Annotated in this window: 18 protein-coding genes and 1 pseudogene; 6 read left to right on the top strand and 13 right to left on the bottom strand. The window is 74.9% G+C overall.

The annotated features are described in order from the left end of the window. Positions 1–283: 283 nt before the first annotated feature. From ABZ920_RS12045 to ABZ920_RS12055, 3 genes and pseudogenes are all read right to left on the bottom strand, one after another. Positions 284–2,383 (bottom strand): glycoside hydrolase family 31 protein, encoded by a 2,100-nt coding sequence (locus tag ABZ920_RS12045; RefSeq protein ID WP_361502149.1) that lies wholly within the window; start codon positions 2,381–2,383, stop codon positions 284–286. Between the two features lie 665 nt (positions 2,384–3,048). Then, positions 3,049–4,152, bottom strand: coding sequence for a PfkB family carbohydrate kinase (locus ABZ920_RS12050; RefSeq protein ID WP_361502306.1), 1,104 nt, complete (start codon positions 4,150–4,152; stop codon positions 3,049–3,051). Between the two features lie 47 nt (positions 4,153–4,199). Continuing rightward, a pseudogene (locus tag ABZ920_RS12055) lies at positions 4,200–4,559 on the bottom strand (glucarate dehydratase); the annotation flags it as partial. A gap of 391 nt (positions 4,560–4,950) precedes the next feature. Between ABZ920_RS12055 and ABZ920_RS12060 the strand changes: the two are divergent. Further along, positions 4,951–6,324 carry an MFS transporter gene (locus tag ABZ920_RS12060; protein ID WP_361502152.1) on the top strand — a complete coding sequence of 458 codons (1,374 nt, stop codon included), beginning with the start codon at positions 4,951–4,953 and terminating at the stop codon, positions 6,322–6,324. Between the two features lie 63 nt (positions 6,325–6,387). On the opposite strand, the gene ABZ920_RS12065 is transcribed toward ABZ920_RS12060, so the two are convergent. From ABZ920_RS12065 to ABZ920_RS12110, 10 genes are all read right to left on the bottom strand, one after another. Next, the gene (locus ABZ920_RS12065) at positions 6,388–7,380 is read right to left on the bottom strand and encodes an adenosine deaminase (RefSeq protein WP_361502155.1); all 993 of its coding nucleotides are present in this window, start codon (positions 7,378–7,380) and stop codon (positions 6,388–6,390) included. A 170-nt stretch (positions 7,381–7,550) separates the two neighbouring features. Further along, positions 7,551–8,456, bottom strand: coding sequence for a ribonuclease Z (locus ABZ920_RS12070; RefSeq protein WP_361502158.1), 906 nt, complete (start codon positions 8,454–8,456; stop codon positions 7,551–7,553). A gap of 6 nt (positions 8,457–8,462) precedes the next feature. Continuing rightward, positions 8,463–8,816: an HIT domain-containing protein gene (locus tag ABZ920_RS12075; RefSeq protein ID WP_361502161.1), complete on the bottom strand. Its 354-nt coding sequence runs from the start codon at positions 8,814–8,816 to the stop codon at positions 8,463–8,465. Positions 8,817–9,028: 212 nt separating this feature from the next. Beyond that, positions 9,029–12,268, bottom strand: a complete 3,240-nt coding sequence (locus tag ABZ920_RS12080) for a S41 family peptidase (protein WP_361502164.1) — start codon at positions 12,266–12,268, stop codon at positions 9,029–9,031. A 102-nt stretch (positions 12,269–12,370) separates the two neighbouring features. Continuing rightward, positions 12,371–12,928 (bottom strand): hypothetical protein, encoded by a 558-nt coding sequence (locus ABZ920_RS12085; RefSeq protein ID WP_361502167.1) that lies wholly within the window; start codon positions 12,926–12,928, stop codon positions 12,371–12,373. 569 nt (positions 12,929–13,497) lie between these two features. Then, complete coding sequence (locus ABZ920_RS12090) at positions 13,498–14,247, bottom strand: 16S rRNA (uracil(1498)-N(3))-methyltransferase (RefSeq protein ID WP_361502170.1); 750 nt, start codon at positions 14,245–14,247, stop codon at positions 13,498–13,500. Next, a complete protein-coding gene (locus tag ABZ920_RS12095; RefSeq protein ID WP_361502172.1) occupies positions 14,244–15,332 on the bottom strand; it encodes a nitronate monooxygenase in 1,089 nt (362 codons plus the stop codon). The genes ABZ920_RS12090 and ABZ920_RS12095 overlap by 4 nt, the downstream gene beginning before the upstream one ends. Positions 15,333–15,729: 397 nt before the next feature. Further along, the gene (dnaJ, locus tag ABZ920_RS12100; RefSeq protein WP_361502174.1) at positions 15,730–16,866 is read right to left on the bottom strand and encodes a molecular chaperone DnaJ; all 1,137 of its coding nucleotides are present in this window, start codon (positions 16,864–16,866) and stop codon (positions 15,730–15,732) included. After that, positions 16,867–17,883, bottom strand: coding sequence for a heat-inducible transcriptional repressor HrcA (gene hrcA / locus ABZ920_RS12105; RefSeq protein ID WP_361502177.1), 1,017 nt, complete (start codon positions 17,881–17,883; stop codon positions 16,867–16,869). A 241-nt stretch (positions 17,884–18,124) separates the two neighbouring features. Further along, a complete protein-coding gene (locus ABZ920_RS12110) occupies positions 18,125–18,823 on the bottom strand; it encodes a Crp/Fnr family transcriptional regulator (RefSeq protein WP_361502179.1) in 699 nt (232 codons plus the stop codon). Between the two features lie 112 nt (positions 18,824–18,935). On the opposite strand from ABZ920_RS12110, the gene ABZ920_RS12115 reads away from it, so the two are divergent. From ABZ920_RS12115 to ABZ920_RS12135, 5 genes are all read left to right on the top strand, one after another. Continuing rightward, entirely contained in the window at positions 18,936–19,646 is a 711-nt protein-coding gene (locus tag ABZ920_RS12115; RefSeq protein WP_361502182.1) for a hypothetical protein, read from the top strand. Positions 19,647–19,717: 71 nt separating this feature from the next. Next, complete coding sequence (locus ABZ920_RS12120; protein WP_361502184.1) at positions 19,718–20,458, top strand: adenylate/guanylate cyclase; 741 nt, start codon at positions 19,718–19,720, stop codon at positions 20,456–20,458. A 64-nt stretch (positions 20,459–20,522) separates the two neighbouring features. Further along, on the top strand, positions 20,523–20,891 hold the full coding sequence (locus tag ABZ920_RS12125; RefSeq protein ID WP_361502187.1) for a molybdenum ABC transporter substrate-binding protein: 369 nt from the start codon (positions 20,523–20,525) through the stop codon (positions 20,889–20,891). Positions 20,892–21,363: 472 nt separating this feature from the next. Then, a complete protein-coding gene (locus ABZ920_RS12130) occupies positions 21,364–22,095 on the top strand; it encodes an MBL fold metallo-hydrolase (protein WP_361502190.1) in 732 nt (243 codons plus the stop codon). A 252-nt stretch (positions 22,096–22,347) separates the two neighbouring features. Further along, positions 22,348–23,148, top strand: coding sequence for a DUF3097 domain-containing protein (locus ABZ920_RS12135; RefSeq protein ID WP_361502193.1), 801 nt, complete (start codon positions 22,348–22,350; stop codon positions 23,146–23,148). Positions 23,149–23,190 lie beyond the last annotated feature (42 nt).

Here is a 23,190-nt window from a genome sequence, read left to right on the forward strand (position 1 = left end):
GGCCTCGCGGTTCCCAGGGTACGCCCAGGGGGCTGACGGGGCCGAAGGAGTTTTCGGGGCCGGGATGGCCCGGCCGCCGCCCTCCGGGTGGTCCTGCCGGGGGCCGGCGGCGCCCGGACACCGGTTCCGGCCCGGCCGGACGTCCCCCGGACCGCGGCCCCGTCCCCGGAACTGGTGGATGCCCCCGAACGGGCGGTTCATGCCGTGCGGGGTGCTCCGTCCGGGCGCCGGGCCGGGACGGCGCCCCGGGTGCGGGAGGAGGCCCGCGGACACCGCGCCGGCGTCATCCCTCCCGCAGGGCGCGCAGCGCCTTGTCGGCGCCCGGGGCGCCGCTCCTGACGAAGACCGGCGTGACGCCCAGCGGGGTGGCGTAGCCGGTGAGGGTCCTCGGGCCGCGGACCACCGTGCCGCGGTGCACGTCGTGCCACCTGCCCGCGGGCAGGTGGACCGTGCGGGCCGTGCGGTCGGCGAGCTGCGGGGCCGCCAGGACCGCCGGGCCGAGCATCCACTCGTCGGCGACCGTGTAGGCCGCCGTGTCCCGCGGGAAGTCGAAGAACAGCGGCCGCATGACGGGGTCGCCGGTCCTGAGCGTCCGTTGGACCTGGTCCCAGATGTAGGGGGCGAGCCGTTCGTGGCGGGCGGCGGCCGCGCGGTAGAGGTCGGCGGTCTCCTGGTCGTAGGTGACCTTCCGGCCGGTCGTCACGTCGACGGTGTCGACGGGTGACGTGGAGGAGTACATCAGCGGCTGGAGGGCGGCCGACTGCGCCCAGCGCACCAGCACCTGCTTGGTGGGCGCGGGCTGGGTGCTCGAGCCGCCGATCATGTCGGTGGTCACGAACGGGTAGCCGATCGTGGACAGGGCGAGGTTCTGGGTGACGGAGGCGCGCAGCGAGTCCCAGCCGGTGCCCTTGTCCACCTGGCGGGTGACGAACCCGGCCCGGTGCGCGGCGGCGTCCCAGTGGACGCGGATGCCGACGCCCTGCAGGTCGAACTCGTCGGCGAGTTCGGCGCCGAGCCGCTGGTAGTCGGTGGGCCGGTAGCCCTCGTGCGGGGCGCACTTGTCGTCGAAGAAGCGGGTGTCGAACTTCAGGCCGTCGATGCCGTAGTCGCCCATCAGGGTCCGCAGCCGGCCGGTGTACCAGGCCCGGGCGTCCGGGTCGGCGAGGTCGACGATGCCGGCCGTGCCGTTCCACCAGGTGACGGTGCAGGGCCTGCCGGTGCCGGCCGCGTCCTGGAGCAGGTAGCCGTGGTCCGCGGCGTACTGGTAGGAGTCGGAGGTCAGGTTGATCCACAGGGTCACCCACAGCCCGAAGTCGAAGCCGAGGCCGTGGATCGTGCGGGACATCGCGCGGGGGTCCGGGTACGCCGCCGCGTCGAAGGTCATGTTCCCGTAGTCGGACTCCCACTTGTCGTCGAGCTGGAGCGTGTGCCCGGTCAGGCCGGCCGCGTGCAGGTCCCGCGCGTAGTCGACCAGCCCGGCCTGGTCGACGCGGGTGTAGAACTGCGCCCAGGAGTTCCAGACGGGTCGCGCGTACTGCTCGTACGTGGCGTCGCTCCGGGCCGGCTTCCCCATGATGCCGACGTAGTCGCGGTAGACCTCCAGCGGCGCGGACTCCACGAAGACGGTCGCCCGGTACGGGTCGGCGGAGCGGACGTCGAAGCGGCCGAGGCCGTCTCCGCCCTCGTTGAGGGCCACGTCCATGAGCTGCCCGGTGTCGACGCGCAGTCCGGCCGCGCTCGCCGTGAACCAGAACGGGTCGATCATGTGGTACGACGCCGGGCCGAAGGCCGGGTGCGTGACCTCTCCGCTGTCCAGCGGCCAGGGCTGGTCGGTGTACGGGCCGCCCTTGGGCGTCTGGGCCTCGCCGTGTCCGTACCAGTGCCCGGCGGAGGCGAGGTCGTAGGCGAGCCCGAGCCGGTCGGGGGTGGCCCCCTCGACCTGCCAGTCGAGCTGGTAGCGGTCGGCGGACGGGGTGACCCGGGCCCGCACGGTGGCGCCGGCGGCGGTCGTGTCGGCGGTCAGCGCGAGGACGCCGTCCTTCCAGGACCAGCCGGTGACCCGGGTGGCGTGCTGCCAGGCGCCGTCCGCCCGGAAGCGCAGGGCGCCGGTGCCGCCGCCCGCGGTGGCCAGGACGCCGGCCCCCGAACGGCTGGTGGTCAGCCGCAGTTGAGCGGTCGTCACGTCCACGGCATAGCCCGGGGCGCCGGCGCTCGGCGGGACCGTCAGGGTGAGGCCGTCGGCGGAGGCGGTGACCCGGGGAGCCCGGACGGCGGCGGGCGCGGCTGCGGCCGCCTGCACCGGTGCGGTGAGGACGGCGGGCAGGGCGAGGGTCGGCAAGTAGGCGGCGAGCAGCGCTGTGAGGCCGCGTGTTCGTCTGCGCACGACGCATTTCCTTCGACGGAGGGATCCTGAGGGTCCTGCGGGATGCGATGCGGGGCGTGCCGGTCCGTGCCTGGCGGTACCTGTCGGCGCTTGTCCGTGCCTGGCGGTACCTGTCCGTGCCTGCCGACGGCGGCCGGGGCGGGCGGGGGCCGGGCCGTCGGGCGTCGATGCAAGAACGTGCTTGATTCCGTACGTGCTTGATTCCGTCGATGCTTGAGCAGGAAACGTCACGTGTCCATGGGCGCGGTCGGGTCCCGGACACGCGTTCGGGGACGCGTCCCGGGCGGCGGGCAGGGATGGTGGGGCGGACGGGGACCGGATCCGGCTACGGGTCGCCCGGGCCGGTCGGGCCGGTCGGGCCGGTCGGACCGACCCGGTCAGGGCTGGTCCGGTCGAGCCGGTCGGACCGGTCGGACCCACCCGGTTGGCCGAGCCGGTCAGGGCTGGTCCGGTCGGTCGGGCCGGTAGCCGGGGCCCGGTCGGTCAGGCCGGTATGAGGAGGCGCACCGGTACGGCGGTGGCGGCCGGACGGGACGCGGGCGTACGGGCGCACGCACCCGGCGAGCGCGGCAGGACGACCGGCTGCCCCGGCCCCGGCGAGCGCTCCGTGTCCCGCGCGTACGGCGGGCGGGCCGGGCCCGGGGACGCGGCCCCGTGGCGCCGGCTCACGACGACCTGCGGGGGAAGCCGATGGTCGGCACGGCCCGCCGCCGCGGCCACGCCTCGGCGCACCCGTCGGGGAGCAGCTCCTGAAGGAACGCGTACCGCCGCAGGGCCGCCGGGTCCTGGCCCGGCACGGACTGCACCCTGCGCCACCACGCGGCGACTTCGGACCAGCCGGGGGCCGACAGGGAACCGCCGAACTCCTGGACGGACAGCGCGGCGGTGAGACCCGCGAAGGCGAGCCGGTCGGCCAGCGGCCAGCCGGCCAGGGTGCCGGTGACGAAGCCGGCGACGAAGACGTCCCCCGCCCCCGTGGGGTCCAGGGCCTCCACCGCGATCGCCGGGACCTCGGCGGACTCCCCCGTGCGCCGGTCGACGGCGTAGGCGCCCTCCGCGCCGAGGGTGACCACGGCCACGGGCACGTACTCCGTGAGGGCGTGCGCGGCGGCCCGCGGACAGCCGGCGCCCGTGTAGCGCATCGCCTCCTCGGCGTTGGGCAGGAACGCCTCGCAGTGCTCCAGGTCGGCGAGGCCCGCCAGGTCCCACACCCCCGTTTCGTCCCAGCCGACGTCCGCGAAGACGCGGGTGCCCTCGCGGGCGGCCTCCGCGATCCAGGGGGCGCGCTTGCCCGGCGTCAGCGAGGCGACGGCGGCCCGCGCGCGGGGCGGGCGGTCGGGCACGGGCTCGTCCGGGGGCGGCTCGTGACCGTGGGAGACCATCGTGCGCTCGCCCTCGTAGGCCATGGAGACGGTGACCGGCGAGTGCCAGCCGGGCACGACCCGCGAAGGGGACAGGTCGATGCCCTCGCCCTGCTCCAGCGCGTCCCAGCAGTACTCGCCGTAGTGGTCGTCGCCGAAGGGCGCCGCCAGCGACGTGCGCAGGCCGAGGCGGGCCAGCGCGGTCGCCATGTTCGCCACGCCGCCGGGACTGGACCCCATGCCCCGCGCCCAGGACTCGGTCCCGCGCACGGGGGCGGTGTCGAGTCCGGTGAAGATGATGTCGAGGAAGACGGGGCCCGTGAGATAGACGTCCCAGGGCGGGTCGTCCGGCGTGCGCACGGCCGCCAGGGGGTCGACCTGGGCGTGGCCGTGCGGTGTTCCGACGATGTACTCCTGGTACTGCGGTCCCTCTCCGGTGGACGCGTTGGACGCGGTCACGGTGTGCTCCCTGACGTGGTGCGGTCCGGCCAGTGTGCACCACACCGCCGGGCCGGGGCCCCGTTCGGTCCCGGGACCGGGGGCCTGTGTCGGCGGACCCGCCCCCGCCGCCCCCCGCGCGGCGCGCCGGCCGGGTCCTGCCAGCGGGGCACCGAGGGGGTCACCCGGGCCGGGTCGGCGACCCGCAGGGCGGCGGCGTCGTCCCGGTCCCTGTACGAGCCGTCGTCCTCGACCCACCTGCGGTGCAGCGCCGCCAGCCGGTCGCGGTCCAGCTCGACGCCGAGGCCGGGGGCGTCCGGCACGGCGACCCTGCCGCCGTCGAAGGCGAGGCGCTGGGTGAGCGCGTCCTCGGACTGCCCAGATCGACGAACGGACCCCGTCAACGGGCGTCCGCCGGAACAGCGGCCGTCGGCCGGGACGGCGCGGACGCGCGGCGGAAAACGGAAGGACGGAGCGGGCGTGCGGCGGAAAACGGAAGGACGGAGCGGGCGAAGGGGGCGGACCGGAAGGGGCGGTCGGGAAGGGGCGGTTCGCGTGCCGGCTCCGCCGGGACGTGACGGGCGAAGCGCTCGCTCTTACCCCTCGACACGGTCGGCAAACAGAACGTGCTGGAGATCACATTTCCCCGGTGCGTTCGCCCAGGTAGCTGCTTGATACAAATGGCTTGCGCGTTCCTGTCAGTCGACGGTCGGCGCCCCTTCCCCCTCATTTTCCAAGCCGCTCCTTTCGCACGCCCTGGGAACGCCCGTGTCCGCCCCCCGCACCATCCTCTGGCCCCTCGTCGCCCTCTTCACCGCCGGGTACCTCGCGTCCTACCTGCTGCCGACGACCGTCGGACGGCTCGACGGAGCACTGCCCCTGTCCGCCACGCAGGCCGGGGCCGTCGGCAGCGCGCTGCTGCTGAGTTCCGCCTCCGCCGGTTTCCTGCTGGCCTCCCGGGTCGAGCGGATCGGGGCCCGCACCCTCGCCCGCGCCGGACTCGCGCTCGCCGTCCTCGGGTACGGCGGGGCCGCGCTCACCGGCACCGTGCCACTGGTGATCGCCGGGCTGGTCGTCGGCGGGTTCGGTTCCGGTACGGCCACCACGGTCGCCGCCACCGGGATCGCCGCGCAGCCGGACCCGCACCGCGTCTCCACGCTCGGTCTGCTGAGCGTCTCCGGGCTGGCGGGCGTCGTGTACCTGGCGGTGCCGCACCTCGGCGCGGGCCACGGGCTGCCACCCGCCGCGATCGCGCTCACCGCGCTCGCCGTCTGGCCGCTCACCGGCCGGCTGCCCGCGCGGAAGGCCGCGCCGGCCCACGCCATCGGCACCGGCCGGCCCGCGGCCGCTCCCGCCGGCACCGCGCGGCTGCTGCCGCACCGGCGCTCCGGGATCCTCCTCGCCGCCGCCATGCTGTGCTGGTCCCTCGCCCAGAACTCCCTGTGGGGCGTCAGCGGCCGCATCGGCCTCGACCAGGCGCACCTCTCCGAGGTGACCGTCGGTCAGGTCTTCGCGGCGGCGCTCGGCGCCGGGCTGCTCGGCGTGGTCGGCGCCGGCGCGCTCGGCCCACGGCTCGGGCGGGCCCTGCCCATCGGGGTGGGCACGGCGTTCATCGCGGCCTTCATCGCGCTGAGCGCGTCGGCGACCGACCTCACCACCTTCGCCGCGGGCGAGATCGCCTGGAACACCGTCTACCCGGTCGTCCTGTCCTACCTGATCGGCCTCGCCGCCTCCCTCGACCCGCGCGGGCGCTGGGCGGTGCTCGTCGGCTCGGCGTCGTCGCTGGGCACGGCGGCGGGCCCGCTGACCGGGAGCGTCCTGTCCGCGCAGGCCGGCTTCCCGGTCATGGGCGCGGTGCTGGCCGCCGGGCTGCTGGTGGTCGCCCTGCCGATGACCGCCGTCGCGCTGCACACCGGCGGACGCCCGCTGCTGGCCGGCACGGTCCGCCGCCGCGGGGGCACCCCGGCCGCCGTGCTCGCCGCCTCCGCCGGCACCCCGACGGGCGCGGTCCCGCAGGTGGGCGCGCCGGAGCAGCCGGTGGTGGAGATCCCGGTGGACGGCTTCGCCGTGCCCGAGCAGCCGGCCTACGACACGGCCGGCCCGCGGCACGCGGCCGCCGCACCGGCGGCCGCCACCGTCTGACACGAGGGCGGCCCGGACGCCCGGCGGCACCGGTCCGCCGTCGTCCGGCCCGCCCTCCGACGGCTACGGGAACTCGTACGCCTCGACCTCCGCCAGGTACCGCGCCCGCCGCTCCTCGTCGTGCTCCAGGAAGGCGGCGAGGAAGGAGTTGCGGGCCAGTTCCCGCAGGCGGTCCTCGGTCAGGGCGAGGGTGTCGCGCACGGCGTCGAAGGTGTCGCCGACGTAGCCGCCGAAGTACGCCGGGTCGTCGGAGTTGACCGTGCACAGCAGGCCGGCGTCCAGCATGGCGGGCAGGGGGTGGTCGGCGAGGGTGCCGACCGCGCGCAGCCGGACGTTGGACAGGGGGCAGAGGGTCAGCGGGATCCGCCCGCGCACGAGGCGGTCGACCAGCGCCGGGTCCTCCAGGCAGCGCAGCCCGTGGTCGACGCGTTCCACGCCGAGCACGTCCAGCGCCTCGGTGATGTACTCCGGCGGGCCCTCCTCGCCCGCGTGCGCGACCCGCCGCAGACCGAGCGCGGCGGCGGCCTCGTACACCTCGCGGAACGCCCCCGGCGGGTGCCCGACCTCCGCCGAGTCCAGGCCGACGCCCGTGATCCGGCCCAGGTGGGGCCGGGCGGCCCGCAGGGTCTCCATCGCCGACTCGGCGCTCTGGTCCCGCAGGAAGCACATGATCAGCCGGGTGGAGACGCCGTGGTTCTGCTCGCTGCGGCCCAGCGCCCGCCACAGCCCCTCGACGACCGTGCCCATCGCGACGCCCCGGGCCGTGTGGGCCTGCGGGTCGAAGAAGATCTCCGCGTGCCGCACGCCCTGCGCGGCGGCGCGGGCGAGGTAGGCGTTCGCCAGGTCCTCGAAGTCCCGCTCGGTGCGCAGCACGGCCATGAGTTCGTAGTACAGGTTCAGGAAGGACTGCAGGTCCTCGAACCGGTAGGCCTTGCGCAGTTCGTCGGTGTCGGCGTACGGCAGCGCCACGCCGTTGCGCGCGGCCAGCTCGAAGGCCAGCTCCGGCTCCAGGGTGCCTTCGACGTGCAGGTGCAGTTCGGCTTTCGGAAGGGGCATCGAAGCATCGTACGGCCGCGTCGCGAGCGAACCGGAATGTGGGGTTCAGCGACGCTCCGGCACGGAACCGCATCAGGCCTCGGATCGCGCGCCACGGTCCGCGCGGTTCGACAGCGCTCCGGCACGGAGCCCACGTCAGACGGCAGGTCGCGCGCCACGGTCCGCGGGGTTCAGCGGCGCTTCGGCACCGGGACCCGCAGCAGGTCCTGCGCCACGGTCAGCTCCCCGTCGAACCCGGCGGCCCTGGCCTGCCGCTCGAACTCGTCGGGCTCCGGGTAGCGCTGGCTGAAGTGGGTGAGGACGAGGTGCCGCACGCCGCAGTCCCGGGCCACGCGCGCCGCCTGACCGGCCGTCAGATGGCCGTGCTCCACGGCCAGCGCCTCGTCCCCGTCGAGGAAGGTGGCCTCGATGACGAGCATGTCGCAGCCCTCGGCGAGCGCGAGGACCCCCTCGCACAGCCGGGTGTCCATCACGAACGCGAACCGCTGCCCGCGCCGCACCTCGCTGACGGCCTCCAGCGGCACTCCCCCGAGGGAGCCCTCCCGCTGGATGCGGCCCACGTCCGGGCCCTTGATGCCGTGCGCCGCGAGCCGTTCGGGCAGCATCCGGCGCCCGTCGGGCTCGACGAGGCGGTAGCCGAACGACTCCACGGGGTGGGACAGCCGGCGGGTCTCGAGCCGGTACGCGCCGGTCGTCGCGACGACGCCGTCCGCGGCGACGGGCGCCTCGGTCAGCCGGACCGTCTCCCGGTAGGCGGTCGCGTACCTCAGGCGGTCGAAGAACCGCTGCCCGGAGCGCGGGTAGTGCGCGGTGACCTCGTGCGGCACCTGGTCGAGGTTGATCCGCTGGATGACGCCGGGCAGGCCCAGCGAGTGGTCCCCGTGGAAGTGGGTGACGCAGATCCGGTTCAGGTCGTGCGCGGCGACCCCGGCGCGCAGCATCTGCCGCTGCGTGCCCTCGCCGGGGTCGAACAGGAGCCCCTCGCCGTCCCACCGCAGCAGGTAGCCGTTGTGGTTGCGGTGCCGGGTCGGGACCTGGCTCGCGGTGCCGAGGACCACCAGTTCGCGTACGGACATGACCGCCTATCCGGGGGGCCACTCGAGGCCGCGGCCGCCGAGGACGTGCGCGTGGGCGTGCCAGACCGTCTGCCCGGCGCCGTGGCCGGTGTTGAAGACGATGCGGTAGCTGTCCAGCTTGTCCTCCTCGGCGACGGCCCGCGTCTCGCGCAGCACGTCGGCGGCGAGGGCCGGGTCGTCGGCGGCGAGCGCAGCGGCGTCCCGGTGGTGCGCCTTCGGGATCACCAGGACGTGGGTGGGCGCCTGGGGGTTTATGTCGCGGAAGGCGAGGGTCGTCGCCGTCTCGCGGACGACCGTCGCCGGCACGTGACCTGCGACGATCTTGCAGAACAGGCAGTCGTCCTGGGGCTCCCCTGCCATACGGGCCTCCTGTGGCGTCGATCGGGTACGGGGGCATGCTATCGAGCGGCGCCACCGGGCTGCGCGGCACGGAGCCCGGCGGACGGGACGCGCACCCCGGCGCACGTGTCACCGGGGTGCGACGCCCCTGGGCGGTGTCCACGAAAGTCCCGCCTGCCCCGCGACGCCCGGCACGTCCTCCGGGCGGACGACGGGACATTGGCGGACACGACCTAGGGCAGCGACGGCGGTGTCTTCGCGGGTGTCTCCTCCAGCGCGGCCAGTGCCAGCCGGACCGCCTCGTCCAGCTGTGCGTCCCGGCCGGCCGCCCAGTCCTGCGGGCGCTGCACGACCTCCACGTCCGGGTCGACGCCGTGGTTCTCCACGCCCCAGCCGTAGCCCTCCAGCCAGAACGCGTACTTGGGCTGCGTGATCAGCGTGCCGTCGACCAGGCGGTAGCGCATGTCGATGCCGACGACGCCGCCCCAGGTGCGGGTGCCGACCACCGGGCCGATGCCGAGCGCCTTGACCGCCGCGTTGACGATGTCGCCGTCGGAGCCGGAGAACTCGTTGGCGACGGCGACGACGGGGCCGCGGGGCGCGTCCATGGGATAGCTGTACGGCCGCATGCCGCGCGGCACGCCCCAGCCGACGATCCGCCGGGCCAGCTTCTCCACCACGAGCTGGGAGGTGTGACCGCCGCGGTTCTCGCGCACGTCGACGACGAGTCCGTCGCGCGCCAGCTCGACGCGCAGGTCGCGGTGGATCTGCGCCCAGCCGGGCGCCTGCATGTCGGGCACGTGCAGGTAGCCCAGCCGGCCGCCGGACTTCTCGTGCACGTAGGCGCGACGGTCGGCGACCCAGGCGTGGTACCGCAGCGGCTCCTCGTCCTCGACGGGCACGACCACGGCGTGCCGCAGCTCGCCGCCGCCGGACGGGGAGACCGTCAGCTCGACCGGCTTGCCGGCCGTGCCGACCAGCAGCGGACCGGGCCCGGTCACCGGGTCGACCGGCTGTCCGCCGACGGCGACGATCGCGTCGCCGGCGCGCACCGCCACGCCGGGGGCGGCGAGCGGGCTGCGCGCGTCCGGGTCGGAGGTCTCCGAGGGCAGGACGCGGTCGACGCGCCAGGTACCGTCCTCGTGGCGGGAGATGTCGGCGCCGAGCAGGCCCTGCCCGGGGCCGCCGCCGTTGCCGCGCGGCGTGACGTAGGCGTGCGAGGTGCCGAGTTCGCCGTGCACCTCCCACAGCAGGTCCGTCAGGTCGTCGTGGGTGGCGACGCGGTCCAGGACGGGCCGGTAGCGCTCCAGCACGCCGTCCCAGTCGACACCGCCCATGTCGGGCCGCCAGAAGTTGTCCCGCATGATGCGGCCGGTCTCGGCGAACATCTGCCGCCACTCGGCGGCCGGGTCGACCGTCTGCCGGATCCGGCCGAGGTCGACGGTGATGTTCGCGTCGCTGTCGTCGTCGTGGGGAGCGCGCCGGTCGCTGGGCACGACCTTGAGCCGTCCGTCGGTCCACAGCAGGACCCGTTTGCCGTCGCCGCTGACCTCGAAGTGGTCGGCGTCGGCGGCGAGGTGCTCCAGCCGCTGCTGGGCGAGGTCGTACCGCTCCAGCTCGGTCTTCGGGTCGGGGTCGTCCGGCGTGGCGCGGGAGGAGCCGAGGACGCCGCGCACCGGGTGGCGCAGCCACAGCACGCCGTCCTTCGCGGCGCGCAGGTTGGAGTAGCGGGCGGCCTCGACCGGGAAGGGGACGATGCGGTCGGCGAGGCCGTCGAGGTCGACGCGGGTGGTGGGGACGCCCTCGCTGTCGGGTGTCTCCTCCCGGTCGGCGGTCTCGAAGGGCCGGCCGTGCCGCTGCGGGCCGAACGGCGACGGGGTCGTCGCGGCCAGGGTGATCAGGTGCGGCCGGGCCCCCTCCACGAACGCCAGGTCGAAGACGTGCTCGTCGTAGACCGGGTCGAAGGAGCGGTTGGAGAGGAAGGCGAGGTGCTTGCCGTCGAGGGTGAACGCCGGTGCGTAGTCCCGGAAGCGCAGCGGCGTCGCCTCGCTGACCGACAGGTCGGTGGTGTTGGCGAGCTTGAGCTGGCTGAGGGGGCGCGGGCCGGGGTGCGACCAGGCCAGCCAGGCGGAGTCGGGCGAGAAGACGAGGTCGGAGACGTCGCCGTCCTCACTGCGGTCGACCTCGCGGACCTCGCCGGTCTCCCGTTCCACGAGGAGCAGCCGCCCGTCGTGCGAGGCGACCGCGGCGACGGTGCCGTCGGGCGCCATGGCGACTTCGAGCACGCGGCCGAGCCGCCCGGCCGCGAGCCGCCTCGGGGTGGCGCCGACGGGGACGCCGGTGGCGGGCGCGAACTCCAGGGCGTCGTCGCCGTCGGCGTCCGTCACCCACACCACCCACTCCTCGCCGTCGGCGCGGAAGGTGCGCGGCAGCCGGGCCCGCACGCCGGGCTGCGCGGCGAGTGCCCGGGTGGGGCCGGAGCGGTGGGTGACCCAGTGGACGGCGCCGCGCACGCAGACCGCGCTGCCGCGCGCGGTGTGGTCGGGCGCTGCGGAGCCGAACCAGCGGGCGGCGTTGACCGGGAAGGGTTGCAGGTCCACGCGGGGCCCGCCGAGCCGGATGTCCAGCCGGCGCGGCTCGGCGCCGTCGAGGTCGTCCAGCAGCCAGAGTTCACCGGCGCTCATGTAGACGACGCGGCTGCCGTCCGTGGCGGCGTGCCGGGCGTAGAAACCGCCACCGCTCCCGGCCCCGCCCGGGCGGGAGGCGTCCCCGAGGGGGGTGTGCCGGCGCAGGTCGGAGCCGTCGGCGAGCGAGGAGTACAGCGCGCCGGTGCCCTCGTGGTCGGACAGGAACGCGATCCTGTCCCCCACCCACAGCGGGTACTCGATGTTGCCGTCCAGGTCCTCGTGGAGGCGGCCGAACTCCTGCTCCTCCGGCGGGCCGCCGGCCTCCGCGGCGATCCACAGCCGGCCCGCCGTACCGCCCCGGTACCGCTTCCAGCCGGCGGCCTCGCGGCCCATCGTCGCGGACAGCAGCACGGTGCGCGGCCCGAACGCGACGTCGCCGACGGGCCCGTAGGGCAGGGTGGCGGCCGGTCCGCCGTCGAGCGGCACGGCCCGTGCCCAGGTGCGGCGCAGGCTCGCCTGGCCCTGGGTGCTGAGGGCGAGGACCTCGCCGTCCGGGGTCCAGCCGCGCACCTGGGTCCGGTTGCTGCCCCAGTACGTCAGCCGCTTGGCGGGGCCTCCGTCGACGGGCGCGACGTGGACCTCGGGGGCGCCGTCGCGGGTGGAGGTCCAGGCGACGGTCTCCCCGTCGGGCGAGATGCGCGGCTGGTTCACCGGGACGTTGTCGGCGCTGACCCGCCAGGCCCGTCCGCCGTCGACGGGCGCGAGCCACACGTCGTCCTCGGCGGTGAAGGCGACCAGCTCGCCGTGCAGGTGCGGAAAGCGGAGGTAAGCAGGCAACTGAGTCACCCGGTCACCCTACGCAGCGGTGGCGGGCGCGGACAGGGGGTTCGATCACTTCTTGCCGCCCGGCGACCGCCCGGCGACCGTCCGACGACCGGAAGCGGCCGGTCACTTGCCCTCGACGGGCCGGCAGGCGGGGTCGTTCCCGCACCAGACGGTCCGCGTGACGGTCACCGTCACCGTGGGCCCGGGCTGTCCGCGGGTGGCGGGCGGCTGGTTCGCGGGTCCTGCGGTGGCGGAGCAGTCGCCGAGGCCGTCGACGTGGAACACCGTTCTGCCGCCCACGGTCGCGGTCAGGTCGCCGCGCACGCAGGCCCCGTTGACGGCCCGGGTCACCTCGCCGGTGACGGTGATCTCCCGCCCGTCGGTGGTCCGCCCCTGGCAGTCGACGGAGGCGACGGAGGTCCGCGAGGCCGACGGCGCCTGCCCCCCCGACGCCGAGGCGTCGCCGCCGTAGCCGGCCGTGCAGGTGAGCCAGCGCACGGAGACGTTCCGCCGGTCGAGCTCCGCGGTCGCCGTCCGGTCGGTCGTGTATGCGACGGCGGCCGAGCCGAGCCCGCCGGGATCGCACGCGACGGCCGTGCCGACGACGACCACCGCCAGCCCCGCCACGCCCATCACCCGTCGCGCGCGCGGCCGTTGCCGCATCCGCCTCGATGCCCCCATGGACGGCAGACTGCCACCGGTCCGCCCGGCGCGGTAGGGCGCATACGGCCACGCGCGCGCCCCGTCCGTCCGCCGCGCGGCGGCAGCCGTTCCGCGGGTCCGCCAAGGTCGTCCTCGGCATCCCGTCCGACGGGATCGCGTGCGCCGGGCACGGTCCCGCGCCCGCGCCCCCGCCGTCACGGCCGCCGACGAGCTGACGCCCCGTCCGATTCCGTCCCCGCTCACCGGCCGGCCGCGACGGCTGCCCGGCCGTACGGCCCGGGGCGGGAGGAGGGGTCGCCGGTGATGGCATCCGGCGCGGCTGCCGCCGCCCCGGGACGCGAACGAGCGGAGCCGCCGCCGGAACCGGGGCGCCGGAGCCCGGCAGGTCCCCGGCCGGCAGGCCGGTCAGCGGTGGGGGCTCCGCGTACGCCGGCGGCGACGGCTCGTCGGCGTGCGGCCGCCCGGGACGCGGTACCTGCGGTGCGTCAGCCGGTGCGAGCCGGTCAGCGGCACTGCGCCGCAGTCGGCCGCGGGCGGCGACACCGGTGCGAGCAGCCGTGCGCCTGCCACGCCGCGCCGCCGGGGGTTCAGGACCAGCGGCCGGTCCGGCCCAGCAGCAGGGCCGCCGCCGCGGTGCCGGCGGTCGACGTGCGCAGCACGGTGCGCCCGAGCACGTACGCCATGGCGCCGGCCTCGCGGAACTGCGCCAGTTCCTCGGGTGAGATGCCGCCCTCGGGGCCGACGACCAGCACGATCTCGCCCTCGTCGGGCAGGTCGGCGGTGGCGAGGGCCTCGCTGCCGTACTCGAAGTCCGAGTGCAGCACGCCGGCGAAGTCGGCCCGGGCCAGCAGCGCCGCGACCTGTGCGGTCGTCGCCGTGTCCGCGACCTCGGGGAAGCGCACCCGGCGGGACTGCTTGCCGGCCTCCCGGGCCGTGGCGCGCCACTTGCCCAGCGCCCGCTGCCCCCGCTCGCCCTTCCACTGGGTGATGCAGCGGGACGCGGCCCACGGCACGATGACGTCGACGCCGACCTCGGTCATCGTCTCCACGGCCAGTTCGCCCCGGTCACCCTTGGGAAGCGCCTGGACGACGGTGATGCGGGGCTGCTCCGGCTCCTCCCGCACGACGGACTCCAGGTCCGTCACCACCAGGCGGTCCTTGCCCTCGGTGGCCTGCACCACGCCCTCGATCCAGTGGCCGCGCCCGTCCGTGAGCACCACGTCCTCGCCCGGGCGCAGCCGCTTCACCGAGACCGCGTGCCGTCCTTCCGGGCCGTCGAGGACGAACTGCGGACCGATGCCGTCGAGTTGCTCGACCACGAACACCGGAGCGGTCATCGCCCGTCACCTCCTGTCGTCGGGTACGTCGTCAGCGCCGCCCGGGCGGCGTCGAGTTCGGCGGCCAGCACCTCGACGAGCCGTCCGGCGGGCAGGTCCCGGGCCATGCGGTGCCCCTGTCCGGCCCACAGCGCCATGCCCTGCGCGTCGCCCGCCTTCGCGGCCGCCGCGCGCAGCGGCGACGTGAGGTGGTGCACCTCGGGGTAGGCGGCGGGCGCGTACGGGCCGTGCTCGCGCAGGAAGCGGTTGACCAGCCCGCGGGCGGGCCGGCCGGAGAAGGCGCGCGTCAGTTCCGATCGGGTGAACAGGGGGCCGGTCAGCGCCCGCTTGTGCGCGGCGTGCGCGCCGGACTCCGGAGTGGCGAGGAAGGCCGTGCCGAGCTGGGCGGCGCTCGCGCCCGCCGCGAGCACGGCGGCGATCTGGCTGCCGCGCATGATGCCGCCCGCGGCGACGACGGGGAGGTCCACCGCCTCGCGGATCTGCGCGACCAGCGCGAGCAGTCCGACGCCGGCCCCGTCGTTCTCCGGCAGGTCGCGGTGCGTGCCCTGGTGACCGCCGGCCTCCAGGCCCTGCGCGATCACCGCGTCCGCGCCCGCGCGCCGCACGGCGAGCGCTTCCTCGGCGGTCGTCGCGGTCACCAGGGTCAGGGTGCCGAGCCGGCGCAGGGAGTCCACCACGTCAGGAGTGGGCACGCCGAAGTGGAAGGAGACCACCGGCACCGGGTTGTCGAGCAGCACGGCGAGCTTGGCGTCGTAGCCGTCGTCGCGGTCGTGGTCCGTGTCACCGAGCTCGGTGCCGTACCAGCCGGCCTCGCCGGCGAGCTGCTGGGCGTAGAGGTCCACCGCGCCGGACTCGGCCGCCTCGGGCTGCGGCACGAAGAGGTTCACGCCGAAGGGACGCGAGGTCAGTCCGCGCAGCTGCTTGATCTCCTGGTACATCCCGTCGGCGGTCTTGTACCCGGCGGCGAGGAACCCGAGCCCGCCCGCGTCGGACACGGCGGCGGCGAGCCGCGGGACGGAGACGCCGCCCGCCATGGGTGCCTGCACGATCGGACACGCGAGGAGATCGCTCAGTGCGGAGGACATGCCCGCATGGTGTCACGTCCCCTGACTAGGTCCGCATCCGGCCGTCCGGTGGGCATACGCCGGGGTACGGGCGGACGGACGCGGGCAGACGACGGGCGCCGGGAGGCGACGCGCGCCGGATGCCCACCAGCGACGGGGGCCGGGAAGCGACCCGCGACGGGTGCCAGGAAGCGACGCGCGCCGGGTGCCCACCAGCGGGGAGGCAACGGGCTTCTGAGCCCCGAAAGCGACGCGCACCGGAGGCGACGGGCTCCGGAAGGCGACGGGTGCCGGGGGCGCGGAAGGTGCCGCGCTCCCGCGAGCCGACGATCAAACGGCGACTGCCCCTGGCGATGGGGCGGCACCCGGGCCGGGTGCCGCCCCACCACCAGGGGCACAGGAGTCGTCCCGCCGGGTCTCAGCGCCCGTTGAAGGCGTCCTTCAGCCGCGAGAACAGCCCCTGCTGCCCCGGCTGGAACTGCCCCTGGGGCCGTTCCTCACCGCGCAGCGCGGCCAGTTCGCGCAGCAGCCGCTCCTGCTCGGGGTCGAGCTTCGTCGGCGTCGTGACCTCGACGTGCACGACGAGGTCGCCCCGGCCGCCGCCGCGCAGGTGCGTGACGCCGCGGCCGTGCAGCGGGATCGACTGACCGGACTGGGTGCCCGGGCGGATGTCGACCTCCTCCATGCCGTCCAGCGTCTCCAGCGGCACCTTGGTGCCGAGGGCCGCCGCGGTCATCGGCAGGGTGACCGTGCAGTGCAGGTCGTCGCCGCGACGCTGGAACACCGCGTGGGGCAGCTCGTGGATCTCCACGTACAGGTCGCCGGCGGGGCCGCCGCCTGGGCCGACCTCACCCTCGCCCGCCAGCTGGATGCGGGTGCCGTTGTCGACACCGGCCGGGATCTTGACGGTCAGGGTGCGGCGGGAGCGCACGCGGCCGTCGCCGGCGCACTCCGGGCACGGCGTCGGCACGACCGTGCCGAAGCCCTGGCACTGCGGGCACGGCCGGGACGTCATGACCTGGCCCAGGAAGGACCGGGTGACCTGCGAGACCTCACCGCGGCCGCGGCACATGTCGCAGGTCTGGGCGCTCGTGCCGGGCGCGGCGCCCTCGCCGCTGCAGGTGTTGCAGACGACGGCCGTGTCGACCTGGAGGTCCTTCGTCGTGCCGAAGGCCGCCTCGTCGAGCTCGACCTCCAGCCGGATCATCGCGTCCTGGCCGCGGCGGGTGCGCGAGCGCGGCCCGCGCTGCGACGCCGTGCCGAAGAACGCGTCCATGATGTCGGAGAAGTTGCCGAAGCCGCCCGCGCCGAAGCCGCCGGCACCGGCGCCGCCCGACTGCGACAGCGGGTCGCCGCCGAGGTCGTAGACCTGCTTCTTCTGCGGGTCCGACAGCACCTCGTAGGCGGCGTTGATCTCCTTGAACCGCTCCTGCGTCTTCGGATCCGGGTTCACGTCCGGATGCAGCTCGCGGGCGAGCCGCCGGAAGGCCTTCTTGATCTCTTCCTGCGACGCGTCGCGGCGCACGCCGAGTACGGCGTAGTAGTCCGTGGCCACTTACGACTCCGCCAGGATCTGTCCGACGTACCGTGCCACTGCGCGTACCGCTCCCATCGTTCCCGGGTAGTCCATGCGGGTCGGTCCGACCACGCCGAGCTTGGCGACTGCCTCACCGCCCGAACCGTAGCCCACCGACACGATGGACGTGGAGTTGAGTCCTTCATGGGCGTTCTCGTGACCGATGCGCACGGTCATGCCCGGATCCTGCGTCTCGCCCAGCAGCTTCAGCATCACGACCTGCTCCTCCAGCGCCTCCAGGACGGGCCGGATGGTGAGGGGGAAGTCGTGCGCGAAGCGCGTCAGATTGGCGGTGCCGCCGATCATCAGCCGCTCCTCGTTCTCCTCGACGAGCGTCTCGAGCAGGGTGGACAGCACCGTCGAGACCGTGCCCCGGTCCTCGACGTCGAAACCCTCCGGCAGGTCCTCCACGAGCTGCGGCACGTCCGTGAACCGGCGGCCCGCGACCCGGCTGTTCAGGCGGGCCCGCAGGTCCGCCAGGGAGCTCTCCCCGAAGGGCGCGGGGCAGTCGACCATGCGCTGCTCGACCCGGCCGGTGTCCGTGATCAGCACCAGCATCAGCCGCGCGGGCGCGAGCGACAGCAGCTCCACGTGCCGCACCGTCGAGCGGGTCAGCGACGGGTACTGCACGACGGCGACCTGCCGGGTCAGCTGGGCGAGCAGCCGCACCGTCCGCGCCACCACGTCGTCGAGGTCGACGGCGCCGTCGAGGAAGTTCTGGATGGCGCGCCGCTCCGGCGCGGTCATCGGCTTGACGCCGGCCAGCTTGTCGACGAACAGGCGGTACCCCTTGTCCGTGGGGATGCGCCCGGCGCTGGTGTGCGGCTGGGCGATGTACCCCTCGTCCTCCAGGGCCGCCATGTCGTTGCGGACCGTGGCCGGCGAGACGCCGAGGTTGTGCCGTTCGGTGAGGGCCTTGGAGCCCACCGGCTCCTCGGTGCCGACGTAGTCCTGGACGATGGCGCGCAGTACCTGGAGCCTTCGTTCACTGAGCATCGCGCACACCTCCAGAAGTCGTCCCTCGGCTCGCCACCTGGCACTCTGCGCATACGAGTGCCAGCTTCACCCGGCCCAGTGTACGGCCGCCGGGTACGACCCGGGCAAGGCCCGTCCCACGTCTGCCTGCGCCATCGTGCCGTACCCCTGGCCGCCGGCCCGCGCCGGGGGGCGGCCCTACCCGGGACCCGGCCGCGGAAGCGGCCCGGCCGCCGGAGGGCGACCGCCGTCGGGACGGGCCTCAGAACGGTCTGTCCGCCGCCCCGGGCCCGAACGCGTGGCGGCGCAGCCCGTCCACGTCCGTGACGACGATGCGCGACCTCACCGGCGCGTCGTCGAGGAGGCCGAGTTGCTGGAGCTGCCTGATGCCCCGCCCGGCGGCCTCACGCCCCATCCCCGTCCAGTTGCCCAGGTCCTGCTGGGTGACCTCCCTGATCACGGTGCCGCCGGCGCCCGGCACGCCCTCCGCCTCGGCCAGCCGCAGCAGCAGCCGGCCGAGCCGCAGCCGGGCGGGGGCGCCGGCGACGACGACCCGGTGGTGGTCCGACTCCTTCAGCCGGGTGCACACGGAGGCGAGCACCTTCCGCAGGATGCCCGGATACTCGGCGAGCAGCTTCTCGAACACCTCCCGCCCGTACCAGCGGACGTACGTCTGCGTCAGCGTCAGCAGCGTCGCGTTGCGCGGGCCGCCGTCCAGGAGGCCCATCTCCCCCACCAGGTCCCCGTCCCGGCGGGTGGCCAGATAGGTCGTGCGGCCGTTCTCGCCGTGCCAGAGGACGCGGCACCTGCCGCTGATGATCAGCGCCGCCCGGTCCGCCCGGTCGCTCTGCCGGAGGAGCGGCTCACCGGGTTCGTAGGGCCGGCGCGGCACCCGTCCGGCCCGCTCCATGACCTTGCGCTCGTCGTCGTCGAGGATCTGCCAGAACGTCTCGTGCCTCACGGCCGAAGTCTTTCGTGAACTCGGCTGCCGCAATGAGGCAGTTGCATCATTTTGATCGACTTACTGCTGCTCTGATGTGACCCGCAGGCACATGAGTAGACAGGTATGACAGATGTCCGGACAGCAGAGTCCCTCCCCGAACCCCGAGCAGCGACAGCACACGGGGCACGGACACCACCAGATGAGCTTCCAGTCGGGCCGCGACACCCGGATCGGCCGCGGCACGAACATCGTCGGAGGCGACGCCCACTTCGGCGACAACGTCGCCGGGGACAAGATCACGTTCATCCAGAAGACCAGGCAGTGGGCGCTGGCGAACCCTGTGCTGGCCGGCGGCCTGGCGGTCGTCCTGCTGTCGGGTTCGGTCTGGACGGGGGTCTCCCTCGCCTCGGACGACACGGTCGACGTGTCCGTGGTGAACGAGCCGGGGCTCAGCGGCGCCCTCCACACGGCCGAACAGACGCGCGTCGCCGAGCGGGTCGGCGACGCCGCCGCCTGGTGCCACCTCGTGCAGCCGGGCGACGACGCCTGCCGGAGCACCATGGCGTCCGCGTTCGCCGCGAAGTCGCAGTCCTACCGGGACCGGGTCGACGAGGTCGGGCTGGGCGAGCCGGAGAAGACCGGCCAGGGTGCCCAGGTCATGCTCCGCTGGAAGGGCCGGGACCAGGGCCTCGTGCGCCTCGTCCGGTCCGGCGGGCGCTGGCAGCTGGCCTCCTCCGACTACGGCTGGCTCAAGCTCTGCGGTGTCGGAGTCTTCCTCTCCCTCGTCGACGCCAAGAGCCAGGAACTGAAGTGCGGCATGTTCCAGCTCCCCACGTCGTGACCCCGTCCGGCGGCGCGACGCCCGCGCCCCCCGCCGCCGTGCACCCGCCGAGAGAGAGCGACGCCCGTTCCATGAGCACCCACCCTCAGCACGCCCTGCTGCTCTTCGCCGACATCAAGGAGTTCAGCTCGCGCAGCGACCGCGAGCAGCTGCGCAGCCGCGAGGACCTGTACGCCGAGTTCCGTTCGGCGTTCACCGACGAGCTGTGGCAGCTGTGCCCGCACGAGGACCGGGGCGACGGCGTCCTGGTCGTCATGCCTCCGGGCGTGCCCCAGGAGACCCTGTTCACCGACGTCCTGCCCCGGCTGGAGGACGGGCTGGGCAGGCGGCGGCGCAGCGCCCCGCTGCTCCGGCTGAGGATCGCCGTGCACGCCGGTGCGGTGCACCGCGACGGCCACGGCTTCGCCGGCCGCGCCGTCAACCACGTCTTCCGCCTGTGCGACGGGGCGCCGCTGCGGCAGGCGCTCGACGAGGCCGCGAGCGACACCGCGCTGCTCGTGTCGGACCCGGTGCGCGACTCGGTGGTCTGCTCCGGCCTCGCGGAAGTGGACCCCACGACGTTCCACCCGGTCACCTTCCGCGTCAAGGAGACACAGGCGCGGGCCTGGCTGCACGTGGCCGGGGACAACGCGTGCGCCATGAGGGTGGCCGCGGAGTCGGCGGCCGGGACTCAGCAGCACGCGGAGGAGCCGCGCGGGGTGTCCATCAGCGCGGGCGGCGACGTCCGCATGGACGGCGCGACGGTGACGGGCGGCAACGCCTACCTCGGCTCACCGCCGGTTCCGCGCTCCCGCTGGTGGCGCGGCGGATGACCGCCGCGCCGGCCCGCGGGGCCGCACAGACGGTCATCAGGTACCACGGAGTGAGGAAGAACGCATGACGCACCGTTCCATAGCCCGCGCCCGGCGCGCGGCCGTCGCCGCGGTGGCGGCCGGGCTGCTCACGCTGACCGCCGCCTGCGCCACGGGGCCGACGACCCGGAAGGAGGTGTGCGGGAAGTACGACTCCCTGGGCGAGCGCATCGGCATCGGCGTCGTGGTCGGCGATCCGGTGTTCTGGGCCGCGGGCAGCCTCGCGGACGTGGCCGGACGCTACCCGGGTCCGGAGGACCTCTCGGCCGACGCCGAACGGCTCGACGACATCTCGGACTCCGACGAGACCTCCCTCGCGCAGCTCAGCGACGCCACGGAGAGCATCGCCGCGCTGTGCGGCCATCCGCTGGGGCTGGGCCGGACGACTCCGTAGGAGTGACACGGGCACGAGGGCCACCCGGCCTGCCGGGTGGCCCTCGTGCCGCCGTGCGGGCCTGTGCGGGGGCGATCGTGGCGGGGGCTGTGTGTGCGGGCGGGGGCACGGCTGTGTGCGGTGAGGGGACACGGCTGTACGCGGTGCGGGGAGGGGCGGGCTGTGCGCGGCGCCCGGGGGTGGGGTTGTGCGCGGTACGCGAGGGTCGGGGTGCTGCGCGGTGCCGGGGTCGGATGCGCCGGGTCCAGAGAGTGGCCGCCGGTACGGGGGCGGCCGAGTGCCGGTATGGGGGCGGCCGAGTGACCCGTACGCGGCGGCCGAGTCACCGGTACGGAAGCGGCCCAGTCACCAGTACGCGGCGGCCGAGTCACCGGTACGGAAGCGGCCCAGTCACCAGTACGCGGCGGCCGAGTCACCGGTACGGAGGGTGGCCGGGGGCCGAGCGGGGTGCCGGGGGGCTTACCGTCGGCGTATGACGGTCGACTGGGAAGAACTCGGCTGGGAGCGGCTGGCCGACGGGGTCGGCCGCCGCCGGCTGCCGGTGTGGGACTGCACCGTGGGCCTGGTGTGCGCGGAGGGCTCGGCGCTCCTGGTGGACGCCGGGTCGAGCCTCGCGGAGGGCGCCCTTCTGCGCCGGCAGGCGCAACGGCTCGCCGGCTGCCGTGTGGGCTCCCTCGCACTCACCCATCCCCACTTCGACCACGTCTTCGGCGCGGCGGCGTTCGCGGGCGCGCGCGTCTTCGCGGCCGGGGACGCGCGCCCGGTGTTCGAGGGCGGGCGCGAGGAACTGAGCGCCGACGCGGTGCGCAACGGGCTGGACGCCGGGGCGGCCGACGAGGCCGCGGGCGCCCTGGTGGTGCCCCATGAGACCGTCCGGGAGGCGGTGTCCCTGACGATCGGCGGCCGGGAGGTCCTGCTGCACGACGCCGGGCCGGGGCACACCGGGCACGACCTCGCGGTCGTGGTGCCGGGCGAGCCGACCGTGGTGTTCTGCGGCGACCTGGTGGAGGAGTCCGGCGCACCGCAGGCGGGCCCCGACGCCGTGCCGGCGCTCTGGCCCGCGGCCCTGGACCGGCTGCTGGAGCTGGGCGGGGAGGACGCGGTGTACGTTCCCGGGCACGGGGCGGTGGTGGACGCCGCGTTCGTCCGGGCGCAGCGCGACGCGCTGGCGGAGCGCTTCGGCGTGACGCCCGGATCCGCCTGAGGCACCGAGGCACCGAGGCACCGAACGGTCCTGACGCCTGCCGTGTCCGGAGCGCCGGGAACCGTGCGGTCCGGCCCTTCCCCGCGGGCGGGCCCGCGCACCGATCGCACGGTCGCCCCTGGCCGGCGTGTGTCGGCCGACGCGGGGTCGCGGTCCGCGGGCGCCCGGTGGCCCTGCCGGGCGACGGCCGACAGTCGCGCTCATCGGCGTGTCGCACTGATCGGACGCGGCGTTCTCCCTATCGTCACTCGAATGCGCCAGTACTCACCGGATCTGACCCCTCCGTGGAAGAAGTCGCAGCCCGTGCCGGAGGTCCCGGCGGACCCCGGCCTGGTGGTGGAGGAGCCGGGCACCGGTTTCTGCGGCGCGGTCATCCGCTGCGAGGCCGGGACGGTGACGCTGGAGGACCGCTTCGGCAAGCACCGGGTGTTCCCGCTCCAGCCCCGCGGCTTCCTCCTGGAGGGCCGGGTGGTGACCCTCGTGAAACCGTCGTCGGGGCCGGCCCGGCCCACCCGTACGGCATCCGGGTCGGTCGCCGTCCCCGGCGCACGCGCGCGCGTGGCCCGGGCCGGGCGCATCTACGTCGAGGGGCGGCACGACGCCGAACTGGTCGAGAAGGTCTGGGGCGACGACCTGCGCATCGAGGGCGTGGTGGTCGAATACCTGGAGGGCGTCGACGACCTGCCCGCCGTGGTGGCCGAGTTCGACCCGGGTCCGGACGCACGGCTGGGGGTCCTGGTCGACCACCTGGTCCCGGGCAGCAAGGAGTCCCGCATCGCGGAGTCGGTGACCAGTGAGTACGCCCTGGTGGTGGGCCACCCGTACATCGACATCTGGGAGGCCGTGAAGCCGGCCGCCCTCGGGATCGAGAGCTGGCCCCGCGTCCCGCGCGGCCAAGACTGGAAGACGGGCGTGTGCCGGGCGCTGGGCTGGCCGGAGAACACCGGCGCGGCCTGGCAGCACATCCTGTCCCGGGTGCACTCGTACAAGGACCTCGAACCGGAGCTGCTGGGCTGCGTGGAGCACCTCATCGACCACGTGACCGCGCCCTGACGGCCACCGTCCGGTCATCCCTTACCGGTCATCCGGCAGTCC

Origin of the sequence: Streptomyces sp. NPDC046831 (assembly GCF_040645305.1) — a bacterium.
Taxonomy (GTDB): Bacteria; Actinomycetota; Actinomycetes; order Streptomycetales; family Streptomycetaceae; genus Streptomyces.

Bases quoted from the DNA above. Each gene is read 5' to 3' on its own strand.
- ABZ920_RS12115 (WP_361502182.1), top strand. From the start codon at position 18,936: ATGTCCGGACAGCAGAGTCCCTCCCCGAACCCCGAGCAGCGACAGCAC.
- ABZ920_RS12075 (WP_361502161.1), bottom strand. From the start codon at position 8,816: ATGGCAGGGGAGCCCCAGGACGACTGCCTGTTCTGCAAGATCGTCGCA.
- ABZ920_RS12070 (WP_361502158.1), bottom strand. From the start codon at position 8,456: ATGTCCGTACGCGAACTGGTGGTCCTCGGCACCGCGAGCCAGGTCCCG.
- ABZ920_RS12090 (WP_361502170.1), bottom strand. From the start codon at position 14,247: ATGACCGCTCCGGTGTTCGTGGTCGAGCAACTCGACGGCATCGGTCCG.
- ABZ920_RS12085 (WP_361502167.1), bottom strand. From the start codon at position 12,928: ATGGGGGCATCGAGGCGGATGCGGCAACGGCCGCGCGCGCGACGGGTG.
- hrcA (WP_361502177.1), bottom strand. From the start codon at position 17,883: ATGCTCAGTGAACGAAGGCTCCAGGTACTGCGCGCCATCGTCCAGGAC.
- ABZ920_RS12095 (WP_361502172.1), bottom strand. From the start codon at position 15,332: ATGTCCTCCGCACTGAGCGATCTCCTCGCGTGTCCGATCGTGCAGGCA.
- ABZ920_RS12120 (WP_361502184.1), top strand. From the start codon at position 19,718: ATGAGCACCCACCCTCAGCACGCCCTGCTGCTCTTCGCCGACATCAAG.
- ABZ920_RS12130 (WP_361502190.1), top strand. From the start codon at position 21,364: ATGACGGTCGACTGGGAAGAACTCGGCTGGGAGCGGCTGGCCGACGGG.
- ABZ920_RS12065 (WP_361502155.1), bottom strand. From the start codon at position 7,380: ATGCCCCTTCCGAAAGCCGAACTGCACCTGCACGTCGAAGGCACCCTG.
- ABZ920_RS12125 (WP_361502187.1), top strand. From the start codon at position 20,523: ATGACGCACCGTTCCATAGCCCGCGCCCGGCGCGCGGCCGTCGCCGCG.
- ABZ920_RS12135 (WP_361502193.1), top strand. From the start codon at position 22,348: ATGCGCCAGTACTCACCGGATCTGACCCCTCCGTGGAAGAAGTCGCAG.